11 protein-coding genes are annotated in these 16028 nt (G+C 67.9%); 7 read left to right on the top strand and 4 right to left on the bottom strand.

Translation table 11 applies throughout. The features are described 5' to 3' along the window. Positions 1 to 5: 5 nt before the first annotated feature. From J2X92_RS11840 to J2X92_RS11830, 3 genes are read left to right on the top strand one after another with little or no spacing between them, the layout of a single operon-like run. Entirely contained in the window at positions 6 to 1106 is a 1101-nt protein-coding gene (locus J2X92_RS11840) for a sensor histidine kinase (protein ID WP_307575902.1), read from the top strand. Next, entirely contained in the window at positions 1103 to 1849 is a 747-nt protein-coding gene (locus J2X92_RS11835; protein ID WP_307575900.1) for a LytR/AlgR family response regulator transcription factor, read from the top strand. The genes J2X92_RS11840 and J2X92_RS11835 overlap by 4 nt, the downstream gene beginning before the upstream one ends. Continuing rightward, a complete protein-coding gene (locus J2X92_RS11830; RefSeq protein WP_307575898.1) occupies positions 1846 to 3126 on the top strand; it encodes an AI-2E family transporter in 1281 nt (426 codons plus the stop codon). Before J2X92_RS11835 ends, J2X92_RS11830 begins: the two co-directional genes overlap by 4 nt. Before the next feature lie 26 nt (positions 3127 to 3152). On the opposite strand, the gene J2X92_RS11825 is transcribed toward J2X92_RS11830, so the two are convergent. The 3 genes from J2X92_RS11825 to ppc form a co-directional block, all read right to left on the bottom strand. Continuing rightward, on the bottom strand, positions 3153 to 4406 hold the full coding sequence (locus J2X92_RS11825) for an MFS transporter (protein WP_307575897.1): 1254 nt from the start codon (positions 4404 to 4406) through the stop codon (positions 3153 to 3155). Positions 4407 to 4578: 172 nt separating this feature from the next. After that, positions 4579 to 5109 carry a hypothetical protein gene (locus J2X92_RS11820; RefSeq protein WP_307575896.1) on the bottom strand — a complete coding sequence of 177 codons (531 nt, stop codon included), beginning with the start codon at positions 5107 to 5109 and terminating at the stop codon, positions 4579 to 4581. Positions 5110 to 5140: 31 nt separating this feature from the next. Then, positions 5141 to 7987, bottom strand: coding sequence for a phosphoenolpyruvate carboxylase (ppc, locus tag J2X92_RS11815; RefSeq protein ID WP_307575895.1), 2847 nt, complete (start codon positions 7985 to 7987; stop codon positions 5141 to 5143). 83 nt (positions 7988 to 8070) lie between these two features. Here ppc and hemC point away from each other — a divergent pair, with 83 nt between their 5' ends. The 4 genes from hemC to J2X92_RS11795 all read left to right on the top strand — a co-directional run bounded on the left by hemC (position 8071) and on the right by J2X92_RS11795 (position 12267). Beyond that, complete coding sequence (gene hemC / locus J2X92_RS11810; RefSeq protein WP_307575893.1) at positions 8071 to 8997, top strand: hydroxymethylbilane synthase; 927 nt, start codon at positions 8071 to 8073, stop codon at positions 8995 to 8997. A 19-nt stretch (positions 8998 to 9016) separates the two neighbouring features. After that, a complete protein-coding gene (locus J2X92_RS11805) occupies positions 9017 to 9805 on the top strand; it encodes a uroporphyrinogen-III synthase (RefSeq protein WP_307575891.1) in 789 nt (262 codons plus the stop codon). After that, positions 9802 to 10893, top strand: a complete 1092-nt coding sequence (locus J2X92_RS11800) for a uroporphyrinogen-III C-methyltransferase (RefSeq protein ID WP_307575889.1) — start codon at positions 9802 to 9804, stop codon at positions 10891 to 10893. Before J2X92_RS11805 ends, J2X92_RS11800 begins: the two co-directional genes overlap by 4 nt. A 90-nt stretch (positions 10894 to 10983) precedes the next feature. Continuing rightward, positions 10984 to 12267, top strand: coding sequence for a heme biosynthesis HemY N-terminal domain-containing protein (locus J2X92_RS11795; protein WP_307575887.1), 1284 nt, complete (start codon positions 10984 to 10986; stop codon positions 12265 to 12267). 136 nt (positions 12268 to 12403) lie between these two features. Here the strand turns inward: J2X92_RS11795 and J2X92_RS11790 are convergent, their stop codons facing one another. Further along, the gene (locus J2X92_RS11790) at positions 12404 to 15634 is read right to left on the bottom strand and encodes an Rne/Rng family ribonuclease (protein WP_307575886.1); all 3231 of its coding nucleotides are present in this window, start codon (positions 15632 to 15634) and stop codon (positions 12404 to 12406) included. Between the last annotated feature and the right edge of the window lie 394 nt (positions 15635 to 16028).

Below are 16028 nucleotides of genomic sequence, written 5' to 3'. Positions count from 1 at the left end.
CAATAATGGGTTGGTTACCCAATGTATCTGTGATGCGCAACCCGGCGATTTTATCGGCCAGCTCCACCCCCACGCCTTCGGCCCCGCCGGAAAGAGGGCGTTTGCCTGCGCGCGGCAGCATGGGGCTGTTCGACGCCTGCCAGATCGGCGTGGTGCTGCGCACGGTGCTCTTCGTGGAGGCGCTGGTGGCGACCGCCACGCTCTTCGTCTCGTCGTCGCCCGCGGAATGGCTGGTGCAGACCGCCACCGTCACCGGGGGCGCCCTGCCGGCCACCTTGCTGTGGCTGGTGGCGGCTTGCGGGCTCAAGAAGCCGCTCGGGCGGCTGCCCCGGCAGGCGCAATACGCGGCGGGTGCCGCGCTCGGCGGGGTTTCATCGCTGTATGGCTGCGGCCTGCTGCGGCTCACCGGCGTGATGGGCACGGCGCCGTGGCTGGCCAGTGCGGTGGCAGGCGCCTTCATCGCGGGGCTGGTGATGGCGGCGATGGTGCTGCGCGCGCGCGGCCAGACGCCGGCCGCCACCACGGCGCGGCTCGAGGAGCTGCAGTCGCGCATCCAGCCGCACTTTCTGTTCAACACCCTCAACAGCGCCATTGCCCTGGTGCGCGAGGAGCCCGCCAAGGCCGAGACCATGCTGGAAGACTTGGCCGAGCTGTTTCGACAGGCGCTGGCCGATCCGGGCGAATCTGGCACGCTGGCCGACGAGATCGCGCTGGCCGAGCGCTACCTGGCCATCGAGCAGGTGCGTTTTGGCGACCGACTACGCATCCGCTGGGACCTGGACGCCGCCGCCAGCAATGCCCGGCTGCCGCCCCTTTTGCTGCAGCCGCTGGTGGAGAACGCCATCAAGCACGGCGTGGAGCCCAGCCCCGATGGTGCCAAGCTGCGCATCCGCACCGAGCGCCGCGGCAGCGTGGTGGTGATCGAAGTGGTCAACAGCCTGCCGCCCCTGCGCTGGGCCGACGAGCCCTTGCCGCGCGGCCATGGCATTGCGCTGGCCAACGTGCGCGACCGGCTGCGGCTGCTGCACGACATGCAGATGCAGTTCAGCGCCGGCATGGATCAGAAGAACTACCGCGTACGCATTGCCATTCCCGCCGAACCATGACCCTCAAGACCCTGATCGTCGACGACGAAGCCCTGGCCCGCTCGCGCCTGCGAACCCTGCTGCGCGATTGCCAGTCGCCCGCTGCCGAGGTGGTGGCCGAGGCCGCGCAGGGCGCCGAAGCACTGCAACACCTGCAGAGCTTGGCGATCGACCTGGTGCTGCTCGACGTGCACATGCCCGGCGTCGATGGCATCGAGGTGGCGCGCGCGTTGCGTGACCGGACCGATGCGCCGGCCGTGGTGTTCGTGACCGCCCATGCGGCCCATGCCGTCACGGCCTTCGACCTGGACGCGGTCGACTACCTGACCAAGCCAGTTCGCGCCGAGCGGCTGCAGCAGGCGCTGCAGAAGGCGGAGCGCTTTCTCAAGGAGCGGGGCGCCCTGCAGGCGAACGCCCTGCAGGAAAGCGTGCTCATCCAGGACCGCGGCCGCGCCGAGCGGGTGCCGCTGTCGGAAGTGCTCTACCTGAAATCGGAGTACAAGTACCTCACGGTGCGTACCGCCTCGCGCAGCCACATCCTGGACGCTTCTTTGAATGAATTCGAGGAGCGGTATCCGGGGCGCTTTTTGCGGGTGCACCGCAACGCGCTGGTGGCGCGCTCGGCCATTCGCGCGCTCGAGAAATACGACGACGGGGAAGACGCCGAAGGCTGGGCCTTGCGGCTCGACGCGGTCCCCGAACCCGTCGCGGTGTCGCGGCGGCAATTGGCTGCAGTGCGCGAAGTGCTGAAGGAACCGCGATGAGCGACGACAAGAAGACAGCCGGCCAGGATGCGGCGGTGCAAGAGGCCCCGGAAGCCGTGGAGCCTCCGCCGGAACTGCCTCCCGAACCCGTGCCAGAGCCGCTGCCGGCAGCTGCGGCGCCGGAGCCCCAAGTAAAGCCCGAAGCCAAACCAGAGGCCAAGCCCGAGCCCGACCGTGTGCTGCTGCACATGCCGGTCGACGTGCGCAGCGCAGCGCTGGTGGTGCTCGCCGTGCTGGCCGGTGTCTTCGCCTTGCGGTGGGCGGCAGCGGTTTTCATTCCGCTGATGCTGAGCTTGCTTTTGAGCTACGCGCTGTCGCCGCTGGTCGACGTGCTCGAGCGCTGGAAGGTACCGCGCTGGATCGGTGCGGCGGTGATCCTGCTGGGCCTGGGCGGCGGGCTGGGCTGGACCGGCTATTCGCTGTCGAGCAGCGCCTCGGAGCTTCTCGACGCCCTGCCGGTGGCCGCGCAGAAGCTGCGCCAGGCCGCGCGCAGCGACAAGAACGCCGCCGCCACGCCGCTGGACAGCGTGCAGCAGGCGGCCGCACAGCTCGAACGCGCGGCCGAGGAGAACTCCGCCCGCGTCGCGGCGCGCAAGGGCGTGGCGCGCGTGATCATCGAGCGGCCGCCGTTCAACGTGCGCGAGTACCTGTGGAGCGGCACCGTCGGGCTGCTCGCCGCCGTAGGTCAGCTCACCCTGGTGGCCTTTCTCACCTTCTTTGCACTGTGTTCCGGCAACACCTTCCGCCGCAAGCTGATCAAAATCACCGGTCCTAGCCTGGAGAAGAAAAAGATCACCGTGCACGTGCTGGACGACATCACCCAGAACATCGAACGCTATCTGCTGGTGCAGATCCTCACCAGCGCGCTGGTCGGCGTCGCGACCGGGCTTGCGTTCTGGTACATCGGGCTGGACAACGCCGCCGTCTGGGGCATCGTCGCAGCGGTGACCAATCTCATGCCGTACATCGGTTCGGTGATCGTCATGTCCGCCGCGGGGCTGGTGGCCTTCGTGCAGTTCAACACCATCGAAATGGGCCTTCTGGTGGCCGGCACCTCGCTGGTCATCCACACCCTCGTCGGCAACCTGCTGGTGCCCTGGCTCACCAGCCGCACCAGCCGCATGAACCCCGTGGCCGTGTTCGTTGGTGTGATCTTCTGGGGCTGGCTGTGGGGCGTCTGGGGGCTGCTGCTGGGCATCCCCATCACCATGGTGGTCAAGTCGATCTGCGACCGGGTCGAAGACCTGCAGCCGATCGGCGAGTTGCTGGGCGAGTAGCCGAAGCGGCGCGCCAGCCGCGCCGCTTACTTTGCCGACAAAGCAGCCAGTGCCGCTGCACCGCCACGCGCGCGGCCCAGCGTCCCGACGATGAGCGCGGCAATCAGCACCAGCACGCCGCTGAGCACCATCGCACTCGAGATGCCGTAATTGTCGACCGTGACGCCACCGATCAACGCGCCCGAAGCAATCGCCACCTGGAAGCCGCTCACGAGCAGCGCCTGGCCGGCCTCGGGTGCGTCGGGCACCGCTTCCATCATCCAGCCCGTGAGCGCCACCGGGATCAGGCCGAAGGCCACGCCCCAGATGAAGACCACCACCGCGCCAGCCACGAAGCCGCTGCCGATCACTGTGGAGAGCAGCAGCGCCGTTGCAAGCATCAGCGCCGCCAGCAGGGTGGTACCGCGTACGCTGCGCGCCACCAGGCTGCCGCCGATGAAGGTGCCGATGAATCCCACCGCGCCGTACACCAGCAGCAGCGTGGAGACCGAGTTTGGCGCCAGTCCGAACACCTGCTGCAGCAGCGGCTTCAGGTAGGTGTAGGCCGCGAAGTGGCCGGCAATGAAGAACAGCACCGCGAGCAGGCCGACCTGCGCCATGCGCCGCGTCAACGGCGTGAGCAGGTCGCGCGCACCGATGGCGCGCACCGGTGGTATCGCAGGCAGCAGCCACAGCTGCACCACCAGCACCAGCGCCGCGAGCGCACCGGTCACCGCGAAGGAAGCGCGCCAGCCGAACAGCGTGCCAAGAAACGACCCCGCGGGCACGCCGAGCACGGTGGCCGCGGACACGCCCGCCAGCACCAGCGACATGGCCCGCGCCTTGGAGGCATCGGGCACCAGCTGCGTGGCCGCGGCAGGTGCAAAGGTCCAGAAGCCACCCACGCACAGTCCCAGCATCAGGCGCGCGACCAGCATGGTGGCGAAGTTGGGCGCAAAGGCGGCGAGCAGGTTCGAGGCAATCAGCAAGGTGGTGAGCGCGATCAGCACGGTGCGCCGGTCGAGGCGACCCGAAGCAACGATCAGCCCGGGCCCGGCGAAGGCGGCAAGCACGCCGGGCATCGTGATCATGAGGCCGGCCGTGCCGTCCGAGACGTTCAGGCCGCGCGCGATGTCCGTCAACAGGCCAATGGGCATGAACTCGGTCGACACCACCGCGAAGGTGCCGACCGCAATCGAGGCGACGGCCAACCAGGCCGATCGCGTGGAGCGGGTGGCCTTGGCGGGCTTGTCATGCACCAGATCGTCGACGCAGGGGTTGCTGCTGGGTGAATTCATCATGGGAAGAAAGGTCCTGGGATCGTGCCGGCAAAGCGTGCGGCCAACACTTGTTGCGAAAGGCCGTCCAGTGTCGAAGCGGATGGGCCTTTCACAAAGGGCCGCGCGGGCAGTAGTCAGTTTCCCCAGGGCGAACAATCGACCCTTTTGCGTTGCTCCCCTCTCGGCGTTGGCGTCAGATGCGTGGTTGCAGCACCCGCCCGTCCGCAATGAACGAGTCGCCTACCAGCACACGAAAGACCTCACCCTCTGGAAAGTGCGCTTTGGCCGTGTCGGGCGTCAGCAGCTCGACGTCTAGCGCGTGCGGCGCTCCCCGTTCGAGCACCGCACCTTGCGGCACGAACCACCGCGCCGAGAAGCCCTGGTTGCCGACCACCAGCGTGCAGCGGTATTCGCCCGCGGACAGCGGCACGTTGTGCGACAGCAGTGCCGTCGGCCGCAGCGTGAGTTCGATGCGAAGGTGCGGCGTGAACGCGCCCGCCGCATCAAAGCTCACCGGCTCGGCCGGCGGCGCGCGCCGCGGAATCTTGCCAATGAGCCAGCCGATGACGTTACCGATGATGGGGACCCACAGCACCATCAGCAGCGTGCCGATGTCCCGCGTGGTCGACCCTCGCTCGGCGTAGTGCCGCACGAGTGCTCCCGTTATCGCCACGCACAGCAGGATGATGACGATGAGTTTGCGGCGGGACTGAATGGTGCTCATGAACGAGCGCTTGCCGTTGGATTCACTCGCATCAGCCCGTGTTGCGCAGGCCGGCCGCGACCCCGTTAATGGAGATGTGGATGCCGCGCTGCAACCGCTCGCCGCCTTCGCCCGCACGATAGCGGCGCATCAGTTCGACCTGCAGGTGATGCAGCGGATCGATGTAGGGAAAGCGGTGGCGCACCGAGCGCTGCATTTCGGCATTGCCCTCCAGCCTTTGCTTGGCACCGGTGATAAGGGTGAGCGCGTCCGAGGTGCGATGCCATTCGGTGTCGATCATCGAGAAGACTTTCTGGCGCAGCTTGCGGTCGGTCACGAGTTCGGCGTAGCGCGAGGCCAGCGCGAGGTCGCTCTTGGCAAGCACCATGTCCATGTTGGACAGCAGCGTGCGAAAGAAAGGCCACTGCGCATACATGCGGCGCAACAGCGCGACGCGTTCCTTGCGTGCGGCCGGCGTTTCGGCCAACGCCAGGAACTGCTCCACGCCTGAGCCAAAGCCGAACCAGCCCGGAATGGTGAGCCGGCATTGGCCCCAGCTGAAGCTCCATGGCACCGCGCGCAGGTCGTCGATCTTGTGGCTCGGGTTGCGCGAGGCAGGACGCGAGCCGATGTTCAGTTCGGCAATCTCGCGGATCGGCGTGGAGCCGAAGAAGTAATCGCCGAAGCCCGGGGTTTCGTAGACCAGCTTGCGGTAGGCCGCCATGCTCGCAGTCGATAGCTCCGCGGCTGCCGAGAGGAATGTGGCGGGCGCCGACTTGGCCTGCGGCAGCAGCGTGGCTTCGAGGGTGGCGGCCACCAGTGTCTCGAGGTTGCGCCGGCCGATTTCGCGGTTCGCGTACTTCGAGCCGATGACTTCGCCCTGTTCGGTAAGGCGGATCTGCCCGCGAACCGTGCCCGGAGGCTGTGCAAGGATCGCTTGGTAGCTCGGGCCGCCGCCACGGCCCACTGTGCCGCCGCGGCCATGGAACATGCGCAGGCGGATCGGGTTCGATTTCTTCTTCTTGTTGAGTTCGTCGAACAGCGACACCAGCGCAATGCCGGCGCGGTAGAGCTCCCAGTTGCTGGTGAAGATGCCGCCGTCCTTGTTGCTGTCGCTGTAGCCCAGCATCACGTCCTGCTCGCCGCCCGAGCGTTCGACGAGAGCCTGGATGTTCGGCAGTGCATAGAACGCCCGCACGATGGGTGCGGCGTTGCGCAGGTCTTCGATGGTTTCGAACAGCGGCACCACGATCAGGTCGCAAGTGGCGTTGCTGTCCATCTTGCCGCGCAGCAGGCCCACTTCCTTTTGCAGCAGCAGCGCTTCGAGCAGGTCGCTCACCGTTTCGGTGTGGCTGATGATGTAGTGGCGGATGGCCGCCGCGCCGTATCGCGCACGCGCGACGCGTGCCGCCGCGAAGATCGCGAGTTCGCTCTGTGCCAGCGGCGAGTAGTCGGCATCGGGCACGCGCAGTGGGCGCGCATCGTCGAGCAGCTTGAGCAGCAGCGCCTGCTTGTCCTCTTCGGCGAGCGAGGCGTAGGCGGGCTCGATGCGCGCAGTGGCCAGCAGCTCTGCGATCACTGCCTCATGCTTGTCCGAGCTCTGGCGCAGATCGACAGTGGCCAGGTGGAAGCCGAACACCTCGACCGCGCGGATCAGCGGCCGAAGGCGCGGCGCGGCCAGCACACTGCCGTGCTTTTCAGCGAGCGACTGCTCCACGGTGTGGAGATCGGCCAGGAACTCCTCGGCCCGGATGTAGGGGTTTTGCGGCGGCACCGCGTGGCGCGCGGCTTCGCCGCCCGTGAGGTCGCGCAGCGTGGCCGCGAGGCGGGCATACACGCCCGTGAGCGCGCGGCGGTAAGGCTCGTCCTTGCGGTGTTCGCTGGTGTCGGGCGAGCGCTCGGCCAGCGCCTGCATCTCGACCGAGACGTCAACGAGGGCGGCGGAGAGCGAGAGCTCGCCGCCAAGGTAATGCACTTCGGTCAGGTAATGGCGCAGTGCCAGCTCGGCCTGGCGGCGCAGCGCGTATTCGAGTGTTTCGGCCGTGACGTTGGGATTGCCGTCGCGGTCGCCGCCGATCCACTGGCCCATGCGCAGAAAGGGCGCCACCGATGGCACGACGCCGCCCTGGCCCAGCGCCTTTTCGAGGTCGGCATAGACGCGCGGAATCTCGCGCAGGAAGGTGGCTTCGTAGTAGCTCAGCGCGTTCTCGATCTCGTCGGCCACCGTGAGCTTGGAGAAGCGCAAGAGGCGCGTCTGCCAGATCTGCGTGACGCGGATGCGCATTTGCGTTTCGTTCTCGGCAAACTCGAGCGGCGTGAGTGCGTCCTTGGCTGCAGCGTAGGCGCTCTGTCGCAGCTTGATTTCATCGCGCGTGGTGAGCAGCTGCGCAATCGCGCGCTCGGCGTCGAGAATGCTCTTGCGCTGCACTTCGGTGGGGTGTGCGGTCAGCACTGGCGACACGTAGCTGCGCGCGAGAGAAGCCACCACCTCGTCGGGCTTGACGCCGGCTTTGCGGATGCGCGCAAGGGCGGTCTGAAGGTCGCCATCGGCGCTTTCGCCGGCGCGCTCGGCCTCGGTGCGGCGGCGGATCACGTGCCGGTCTTCCGCCAGGTTGGCCAGGTGGCTGAAATAGGTGAAGGCGCGAATCACGCGCACCGTCTCGGCCGCGCTGAGACCCTTGAGCAAGTTCTTGAGTGCGCGGTCGGCCGCATGGTCCGCATCGCGGCGGAAAGCCACCGACAGTGTGCGGATCTTCTCGACCAGCGCATAGCTCTCCTCACCCTCCTGCTCGCGGATCACGTCGCCGAGGATCCGGCCCAGAAGCCGGATGTCGTCGATCAGCGGCTGGTCTTCGGCCTGGCGGCGCTTGGGTGGGGCAGGGGTCTTGCTGGCTTTCATTCGGTGTTATTCCTGGGGACTTGAATGGTGGCGCCGCCTGCGTTGCTGCGGCGCAACATGCTAGCATTCCAAAGGTCTGAAACTTGTACTTTTTGGGAGCGGTCTTGAGCAATATCGTGATCGCCACGCGCGAAAGCCGGCTGGCCTTGTGGCAGGCCGAGCACGTGCAGGCGCTGCTGCAAGAAAAAGGCCACTCGGTCAGCCTGCTTGGCATGACCACACGCGGCGACCAGATCCTGGACAAGTCGCTCAGCAAAGTGGGCGGCAAGGGCCTCTTCGTGAAGGAACTCGAGCTTGCACTCGAGGAAGGCCGCGCCGACATCGCGGTGCATTCGCTCAAGGACGTGCCGATGGATCTGCCCGAGGGATTTGTGCTGGCCTGCGTGCTGGAGCGCGAAGATCCGCGTGACGCACTGGTGTCGCCACGCTATGCCTCGCTCGATGAGCTGCCCAAAGGGGCCGTCGTCGGAACCTCCAGCCTCCGGCGCGTGGTGCTGCTGCGCGCCCTGCGGCCCGACCTTCGCATCGAACCGCTGCGCGGCAATCTCGATACCCGCCTGCGCAAGCTCGACGAAGGCCAGTACGACGCCATCGTGCTAGCGGCGGCCGGGCTCAAGCGGCTGGGCCTCGACGAGCGCATCCGCGTCGCGTTCGAGCCCGACACCATGCTGCCGGCCGCGGGGCAGGGCGCACTCGGCATCGAGGTGCGCGCCGACCGTGCCGACCTGATCGCGCTGCTTGCGTCCCTGAATCACCGAGGCGATTGGCTGGCCACCGCCGCCGAACGCGCGGTCAGCCGGTCGATGGGCGGAAGCTGCTCAATGCCGCTCGCGGCCCATGCGCGCTGGCAGGGCGACGGTGCGTTGCGCATCGATGCCGCATGGGGCGATCCCGAGGGCAACGCGCCGCTGGTGCGGGTTCATGCAGAGGCCCGGGCGGCCGACTTCGCGCAGGCCGGCGTGCTCGGCGAAGATGCCGCCGCGCTGCTGCGCGCCGCCGGCGCCCATTGAGGCAAGTGGCCCGATCGACATGGCTGCCGGCAAGCCCGTGATCGTGACGCGGCCGGCGCGCGAGGCCGTGCAGTGGGTGGATGAGTTTCGCGCCGCGGGGCTCGATGCGGCTGCGCTGCCGTTGATTTCCATCGAGCCCGCCATCGACATCGAGCCGCTCCAGGCAGCCTGGAAGCGCCTGTCGGACTATGCGGCGCTGATGTTCGTGAGCGCCACGGCCGTCGAGCATTTCTTTCTCTACGCGCAACAGGCTGAAGCAAAAGATGCGATCGCGGCGGACCTGCGTTTCTGGGCCACCGGTCCGGGCACCTCGCGTGCGCTGCTGCGCGCGGGCGTGCCGGCGGAAGCCATCGATGCGCCTCTTCCCGATGCCGCCCGCTTCGACTCCGAGGCGCTGTGGGAGCGGGTGCGAACCCAGGTCTCGGCGGGTGTGCGCGTGCTGATCGTCCGTGGCGGTGATGCGGCCGGCAACGCGAGCGGTCGCGACTGGCTCGCCAATGAAATCGAGGCCGCGCAGGGTTGCCGAGACACGGTGGTTGCCTATCGGCGCCTGCCGCCGTCCTTCGACGACGCGGCGCGTGCGCTGGCGCTCGAAGGCGCGGCGGGCCGTGCGATCTGGCTTTTCAGCAGCTCCGAAGCCATCGCGAATCTGCGCGATGCAATGCCTGGCACCCAATGGCATGCGGCCAGCGCCGTGGCAACCCATGCACGCATCGGCGAAGCCGCGCGGGCCGCGGGTTTCGGCGCGGTGCGGGTGTGCAAGCCACTGCGTGAGGCTCTGATCGCGTCGATAGAATCCTTTACATGAGTGCCGCGTCCCCGTCCGACGACTTCTCCCCCCCAACCGCCACCGCGCCGGTGCCTGCCCCACTGGCGGCATCGCAGTCGCCGGAGTCGCTGGCGGCCGCCGCGACCACGCTGTCGCGCATCGGGCTCGGCCTCTTGGCCCTGGTGTCGCTCGCGTCGCTGGTGATTGCCATTTCTCTCTGGCAGAAGGTAAGCGGCATGCAGGAGCAACTGGCGCGGCAGAGCGCGGATGCGCAAGCCCAGTCGCTCGAAGCGCGTACGCTGGCGCGGCAGGCCATCGAGACCGTGCGCGACACCGCGGCGCGTGCTGCCCTCACCGAAACCCGCGTCGCCGAGGTCGCGCTCCAGCGCTCGCAACTCGAAGAACTGATGCAGAGCCTCTCGCGCTCGCGCGACGAGAACCTGGTGGTCGATATCGAATCCGCCGTGCGCCTTGCCCTGCAGCAGGCCCAGGTCACGGGCAGCGTGGAGCCTTTGCTCGCGGCCCTCAAGGCCGGCGATCAGCGCATTGCGCGCGCTGCCCAGCCCCGCCTTGCGCCCCTGCAGCGCGCCATGCAGCGCGATGCCGATCGCTTGCGCAGCAGCGCCAGTGTCGACGCCGGCGAAGCGCTGCAGAAGATCGACGAGCTGACGCGCAGCGTGGACGACCTGCCGCCGCTCAATGCCGTGGCCATGCGCGGCAACGGACTCAATGCCTGGCAGCCCGAACCCATTCCGGCCGACGCACCCTGGTGGGAACGGGCGCTTCTCACGGTGCGCGCCGAGGCGCGGTCGCTGGTGCGGGTCGGCCGCATCGACCGTCCCGAAGCCGTGCTGCTGGCGCCCGACCAGACCTTCTTTCTGCGTGAGAACCTCAAGCTCAAGTTGCTCAATGCGCGCCTTTCGCTGTTGTCGCGGCAGGTGGATGTCGCGCGCAGCGAGCTCGCCACGGTGTCCGCAACGCTGAACCGTTATTTCGATCCGGCATCGCGGCGCACCCAGGCGGCCGCAACGCTGCTGCAGCAACTCCAGGCCCAGGTGAAGACTTCCGAAGCTCCGCGCATCGACGACACGCTGGCCGCGCTGGCAACCGCAGCTGCGGGACGCTGAATATATGTGCCTCCACGCTCATCATTTCGTGTATTCGCTGCCCCCCGAGAGGGCGCAGGCCACCCTTGGGGCGGCCCGGCGGGAGGCCTGATGCGAGCGGCACTCTGGCTCCTGGCACTGTTCGCCATCGCGGCGGCAGTGGCTCTGTTCGCCGGCAACAACCAGGGCACGATCACGGTGTTCTGGCCGCCGTGGCGGGTCGATCTTTCGCTGAACCTGGTGCTGGTGATCCTGCTCGGCGCTTTCGTGTTGCTGCACCTCGCACTGCGCGGCCTGGCGGCGCTGTTCTCGCTGCCGACGCAGGCTCGCCAGTGGCGGCTGCAGCAGAAGGAACGCGCGTTGCATTCGGCCTTGCTCGATTCGATGGTGCAACTGCTGTCGGGGCGCTTCTCGCGCGCACGCAAGGCCGCGCAAGCTGCGCTGGTCCAGGAAAGAACGCTGGCGGCGCTCGATGCCAGCCTGCCGCAGGCCCAGCAGGTTCGCGTGCTGTCGCACCTGCTGGCCGCCGAGAGCGCGCAGTCGCTGCAAGACCGGCCGGCGCGCGATGCGCACCTGCAGCAAGCGCTGAATGAAAGCGCCGACCGCCTCATGCTGGGCAGCCCCGAAACGCGCGAGGGCGTTCAGCTGCGCGCCGCACGCTGGGCGCTCGAAGATCGCGATCCGGCGGCGGCGCTGGCCCGGCTCGAAGAGCTTCCCCAAGGTGTGCAGCGGAGAACCCTCGCGCTGCGCATTCGCTTGAAGGCGGCACGGCAGGACCGACGCACGCTCGAAGCGCTGGAAACGGCGCGGCTGCTTGCCAAGCACCGCGCGTTTTCGGACGCGGCGGCGCAAAGCATCGTGCGCGGCCTGGCGACCGAGCTGTTGTCCGGCGCGCACGACCCGGCGCAACTGCTTCGCGCCTGGACCGAGCTCGATATCACTGAACGCGAAATGCCCGAGGTGGCAATTCATGCCGCCCAGCGCATGGTGGCCCTTCGCGGCGACCTAGCACTCGCGCGCGAATGGCTGCTGCCTGCTTGGGAGCGGATGGTGTCGCAGCCGCGGGCGCTGGGCGATATGCTGCGCGTCAGGCTGGCACGTGCGCTCGAGGCGGGCCTCGATTCGGTGGACGCCGAATGGCTCGCGCGCATCGAGTCGGCGCAGCGCAACAACCCGCGCGATCCCAACCTGCAGTACCTTGCGGGCATGGCCTGCATGAAGCGCCAGCTTTGGGGCAAGGCACAGCAGTTGCTCATGCAGGCCGGCCTGGGCCTGCAGGACACCGATCTCTATCGCCGTGCATGGCTCGCCCTCGCTGAACTGGCCGAAGCGCGTGGCGATGGCGAACACGCGGCCGAGGCCTGGAAGCGCGCGGCGCAAACAGAGAAGGCCTGAAGGGCGCGAATCATTCGGCGCTGCCCGCACCGCAGCAGGCCAGCCGGCCCCGCTTCCGCACAGACCACTACACAAAAAAAACGGCGCCAAGAGGGCGCCGTTTTTCATTGTCCTCGGGCCCTGGGCCCGAGCATCTTCAGTTCACGCTTTGCGCGTCGGACGGCGCCTTTTCAAACGGCAGCGTCATCGAACCGAGTTCGCGGCGGGTTTCGACCAGCACCAGCGGACCGGCGTCGAGCACGATGGCTGGCGGACGTTCGCGCGGCACATGCACCGGTTTCGGCTCGGCCGCCATGGCTGCACGAGCCTGCGCAATGCGCTCGGCGTCGGAGTTGACCCACTGCAGGCCCGAGCTCTCGGCGATCTGCGCCAGTTCGTTCAGCGGTAGTTCGAAAGGCTGGACCTTCGGCAATGCGCGGCCGTTGGCGGCCGGCTTGTTGCTGCTGCTGCTTTCGACAACGATGGGCGCGGGGACGGGAACCGCGACAGGCGTTGCGGCAACCGCAGCGACGGGAGCCGGCGCGGGTGCAATTGCGGGTGCCTGTGCCTGTGCCTGTGCCGGTGCCGGTGCAGGACGGTCGAAGTAGCTGCGCGGAGCCGGTGCTTCTTCGAACGCTGCGGCGCGGGCTTCGGCATGTTCCGGCTGCTGCCGCACAGGCGCTTCGTTCGCGTCGATCGGCGCGCCAGCCGCGTTGGCTTCACTCTCGTCGCGCGGGCCGCGTTCACGGCGGTCGCGGCCGTATCGGTCGCGCGAACGACCGCGGCGCTCTTCGCCGTCGCGGCGCGGCGCTTGCTGCTCGTTGCTACCGATCTCGCCTTCGTTGTTGCCAGGTGCGACGTCGGCCGGCTCGGCGGCGCGGAGACCCGCTTCGTCGGCAGCTGCCGGTGCTTCGCCGTTGGCGAAACGCGGCTGGCCTTCACCGCGGCGATCGCGGCGGCCTTCGCCGCGCTCACCACGCGGGCCGCGCTCTTCACGGCCGCCGCGCGGTGCGCGTTCGGCTTGCGTGGCGTCCTCGGCGGCGGCGTTGTCGCCACCGGCTGCTTCGCGCGGTGCTTCGGAAGCATTGCGCTGGTCGCCGCGTTCACCGCGCTCAGCACGTTCGCCGCGCTCGCCGCGTTCCCGGCGTTCGCCGCGTGCGCGGGGCGCGCGTTCTGTCGGTGCATTGCCTTCGTCGCCTGCCGGCGCGTTGGGCGCCAGTTGCTGTGCTTCGAGCTTGCCGTCGAGTTCGGCAGCCACCGGCCGTGCCTCGCGGCCTTCGCCTTCGCGGCGTTCGCCACGTCCGCCGCGGCGTTGTTCACCTTCGCGCGGGCCGCGTGCTTCACGGGGTTCGCGCTGCTCGCGAGGCGGCTGGCCGGCCTCGTTGCGCAGTTCGCTGCTGCGGCCTTCGCCACGGCCTTCACCACGGCGCTCGCCACCACGTCCGCCGCGGCGTTCGCCGTCGCGTCCACCCGAGCGGCCACCGGTTTCGCTGCGGCCTTCGCCGCCGCGGCCACCACGGCGCTGTTCGCCATCGCGTGCACCGCGTGCTTCGCCGTCGCGGCCGGTACGGCCACCATCGCGGCGTGCAGGCTTCGGAGCCTCGACGGGAATCACGGCCGGTGCGGGCGCCGGTGCCGGCGTGCCGCCGAACCAGCTCTTGAGGCGGGCGAAGAAGCCCATTTCAGCCGGTGCCGGGGCACTTGCCACGGGCGCTGCGACCGGTGCCGGAGCCGTGGCCGCAGGGGCGCGCACGGCTTCAGGCTTGGGCGGCACCACAGGCGCCGGTGCGTCGGGCAGCACACCCTTGATGACCGGCGTCTGCTTGTTGGTGGGTTCCTGCGAACGGCGGGTGACGGCGGTCGGGTCTTCGATCTCGTCGGCCATCTTGTAGCTGGCTTCGATGTGGTCGAGGCGCGGATCGTCGTGCTTCAGGCGCTCGAGCTTGTAGTTCGGCGTTTCGAGCGTCTTGTTGGGCACCATCAGCACGGTGACGCGCTGCTTGAGTTCGATCTTGGCGATCTCGGGGCGCTTTTCGTTCAGCAGGAACGACGCCACTTCGACCGGCACCTGCACGTGCACGGCGGCCGTGTTGTCCTTCAGGCACTCTTCCTGAATGATGCGCAGGATCTGCAGCGCGCTCGATTCGGTGTCGCGGATGTGGCCCGACCCGCCGCAACGGGGGCAGGGGATCGACGAGCCTTCCGACAGCGCCGGCTTCAGGCGCTGGCGGCTCATTTCCATCAGGCCGAACTTGCTGATCGAGCCGAACTGCACGCGGGCGCGGTCTTGGCGCAGCGCGTCGCGCAGGCGGCTTTCGACTTCGCGGCGGTTCTTCGACTCGTCCATGTCGATGAAGTCGATGACGATCAGGCCGCCCAGGTCGCGCAGGCGCATCTGGCGGGCGACTTCGTCGGCGGCTTCGAGGTTGGTGCGGGTGGCGGTTTCTTCGATGTCGCCGCCCTTGATGGCGCGGGCCGAGTTCACGTCGACCGAAACCAGTGCTTCGGTGTGGTCGATCACGATGGCGCCGCCCGATGGCAGCTGCACGGTGCGTGCGTAGGCCGACTCGATCTGGTGCTCGATCTGGAAGCGGCTGAACAGCGCGGCGTCGTCGCGGTAGCGCTTCACGCGGGCGGCATGCTCGGGCATGACGTGCGCCATGAACTGCTGCGCCTGGTCGTAGATGTCGTCGGTGTCGATCAGGATGTCGCCGATGTCGTGATTGAAATAGTCACGGATGGCGCGAATGACGAGCGACGATTCCTGATAGATCAGGAAGGCGCCCTTGCCGCCCTTGGCGGCGCCGTCGATGGCGCCCCAGAGCTTGAGCAGGTAGTTCAGGTCCCACTGGAGTTCGGGCGCCGAGCGGCCGATGCCGGCGGTGCGCGCGATGATGCTCATGCCCTTGGGGTACTCGAGCTGGTCCATCGCCTCTTTGAGCTCGGCGCGGTCGTCGCCCTCGATGCGCCGGCTCACGCCGCCGCCGCGCGGGTTGTTGGGCATCAGCACGACGTAGCGGCCGGCCAGCGAGATGAAGGTGGTGAGGGCCGCGCCCTTGTTGCCGCGTTCTTCCTTTTCGACCTGGACGACGAGTTCCTGGCCTTCGCGGATGACGTCCTGGATGCGTGCCTGGTTGGCGGAGACGCCTTCGGCGAAGTATTGCTTGGAGATTTCCTTGAACGGCAGGAAGCCGTGGCGGTCTTCACCGTAGTCGACGAAACAGGCTTCGAGCGAAGGCTCGACGCGAGTCACGACGGCCTTGTAGATGTTGCCCTTGCGCTGTTCGCGCCCTTCGATCTCGATTTCGTAGTCGAGGAGCTTTTGCCCGTCGACGATGGCCAGGCGGCGTTCTTCGGCCTGCGTGGCATTGATCAGCATCCGCTTCATGATGCGTTGTCCTTATATGTATCGTTCTACCGGCCCATGACGGGCCAACGATGCACGGACGACGCCCGCGAAACGAGGGGAATTGCCGCTTGGCCCCGGTTGCTGTCACTGCCGCGGCAAGCGCGAACAGGCCTCTTGAGCGTCAGCTCAAGAAGACAGCCGGGGTGGGGGCGCGTGGATGGGCGCGAGCCAGATTCGGTGTTGAGCAGCTATCTTATTGATAGCTGGTTGCGCAATGGTGGCGCGCGGTGCGGATGACTCGATGCCTGAGGCCGCTGGCAGAAGCCAGGTGGGCCAGCGCAGGCACATTTGAATCAGCAGCATCAACACAAGGGACTCGCTTCGATCCGCCGGCAGCTTGGAAGCTGCAGGCTGGGTATTCCGTATCGGTGTT

Source organism: Variovorax paradoxus (assembly GCF_030811855.1).
Lineage (GTDB): Bacteria > Pseudomonadota > Gammaproteobacteria > Burkholderiales > Burkholderiaceae_C > Variovorax > Variovorax paradoxus_L.
Note: the sequence above shows the minus strand (reverse complement) of the source record. Positions and strands in the feature narration are given on the sequence as shown.

Bases quoted from the DNA above. Each gene is read 5' to 3' on its own strand.
- J2X92_RS11835 (WP_307575900.1), top strand. From the start codon at position 1,103: ATGACCCTCAAGACCCTGATCGTCGACGACGAAGCCCTGGCCCGCTCG.
- J2X92_RS11800 (WP_307575889.1), top strand. From the start codon at position 9,802: ATGAGTGCCGCGTCCCCGTCCGACGACTTCTCCCCCCCAACCGCCACC.
- J2X92_RS11830 (WP_307575898.1), top strand. From the start codon at position 1,846: ATGAGCGACGACAAGAAGACAGCCGGCCAGGATGCGGCGGTGCAAGAG.
- J2X92_RS11790 (WP_307575886.1), bottom strand. From the start codon at position 15,634: ATGAAGCGGATGCTGATCAATGCCACGCAGGCCGAAGAACGCCGCCTG.
- J2X92_RS11795 (WP_307575887.1), top strand. From the start codon at position 10,984: ATGCGAGCGGCACTCTGGCTCCTGGCACTGTTCGCCATCGCGGCGGCA.
- J2X92_RS11825 (WP_307575897.1), bottom strand. From the start codon at position 4,406: ATGATGAATTCACCCAGCAGCAACCCCTGCGTCGACGATCTGGTGCAT.
- J2X92_RS11805 (WP_307575891.1), top strand. From the start codon at position 9,017: ATGGCTGCCGGCAAGCCCGTGATCGTGACGCGGCCGGCGCGCGAGGCC.
- J2X92_RS11840 (WP_307575902.1), top strand. From the start codon at position 6: ATGGGTTGGTTACCCAATGTATCTGTGATGCGCAACCCGGCGATTTTA.
- J2X92_RS11820 (WP_307575896.1), bottom strand. From the start codon at position 5,109: ATGAGCACCATTCAGTCCCGCCGCAAACTCATCGTCATCATCCTGCTG.
- ppc (WP_307575895.1), bottom strand. From the start codon at position 7,987: ATGAAAGCCAGCAAGACCCCTGCCCCACCCAAGCGCCGCCAGGCCGAA.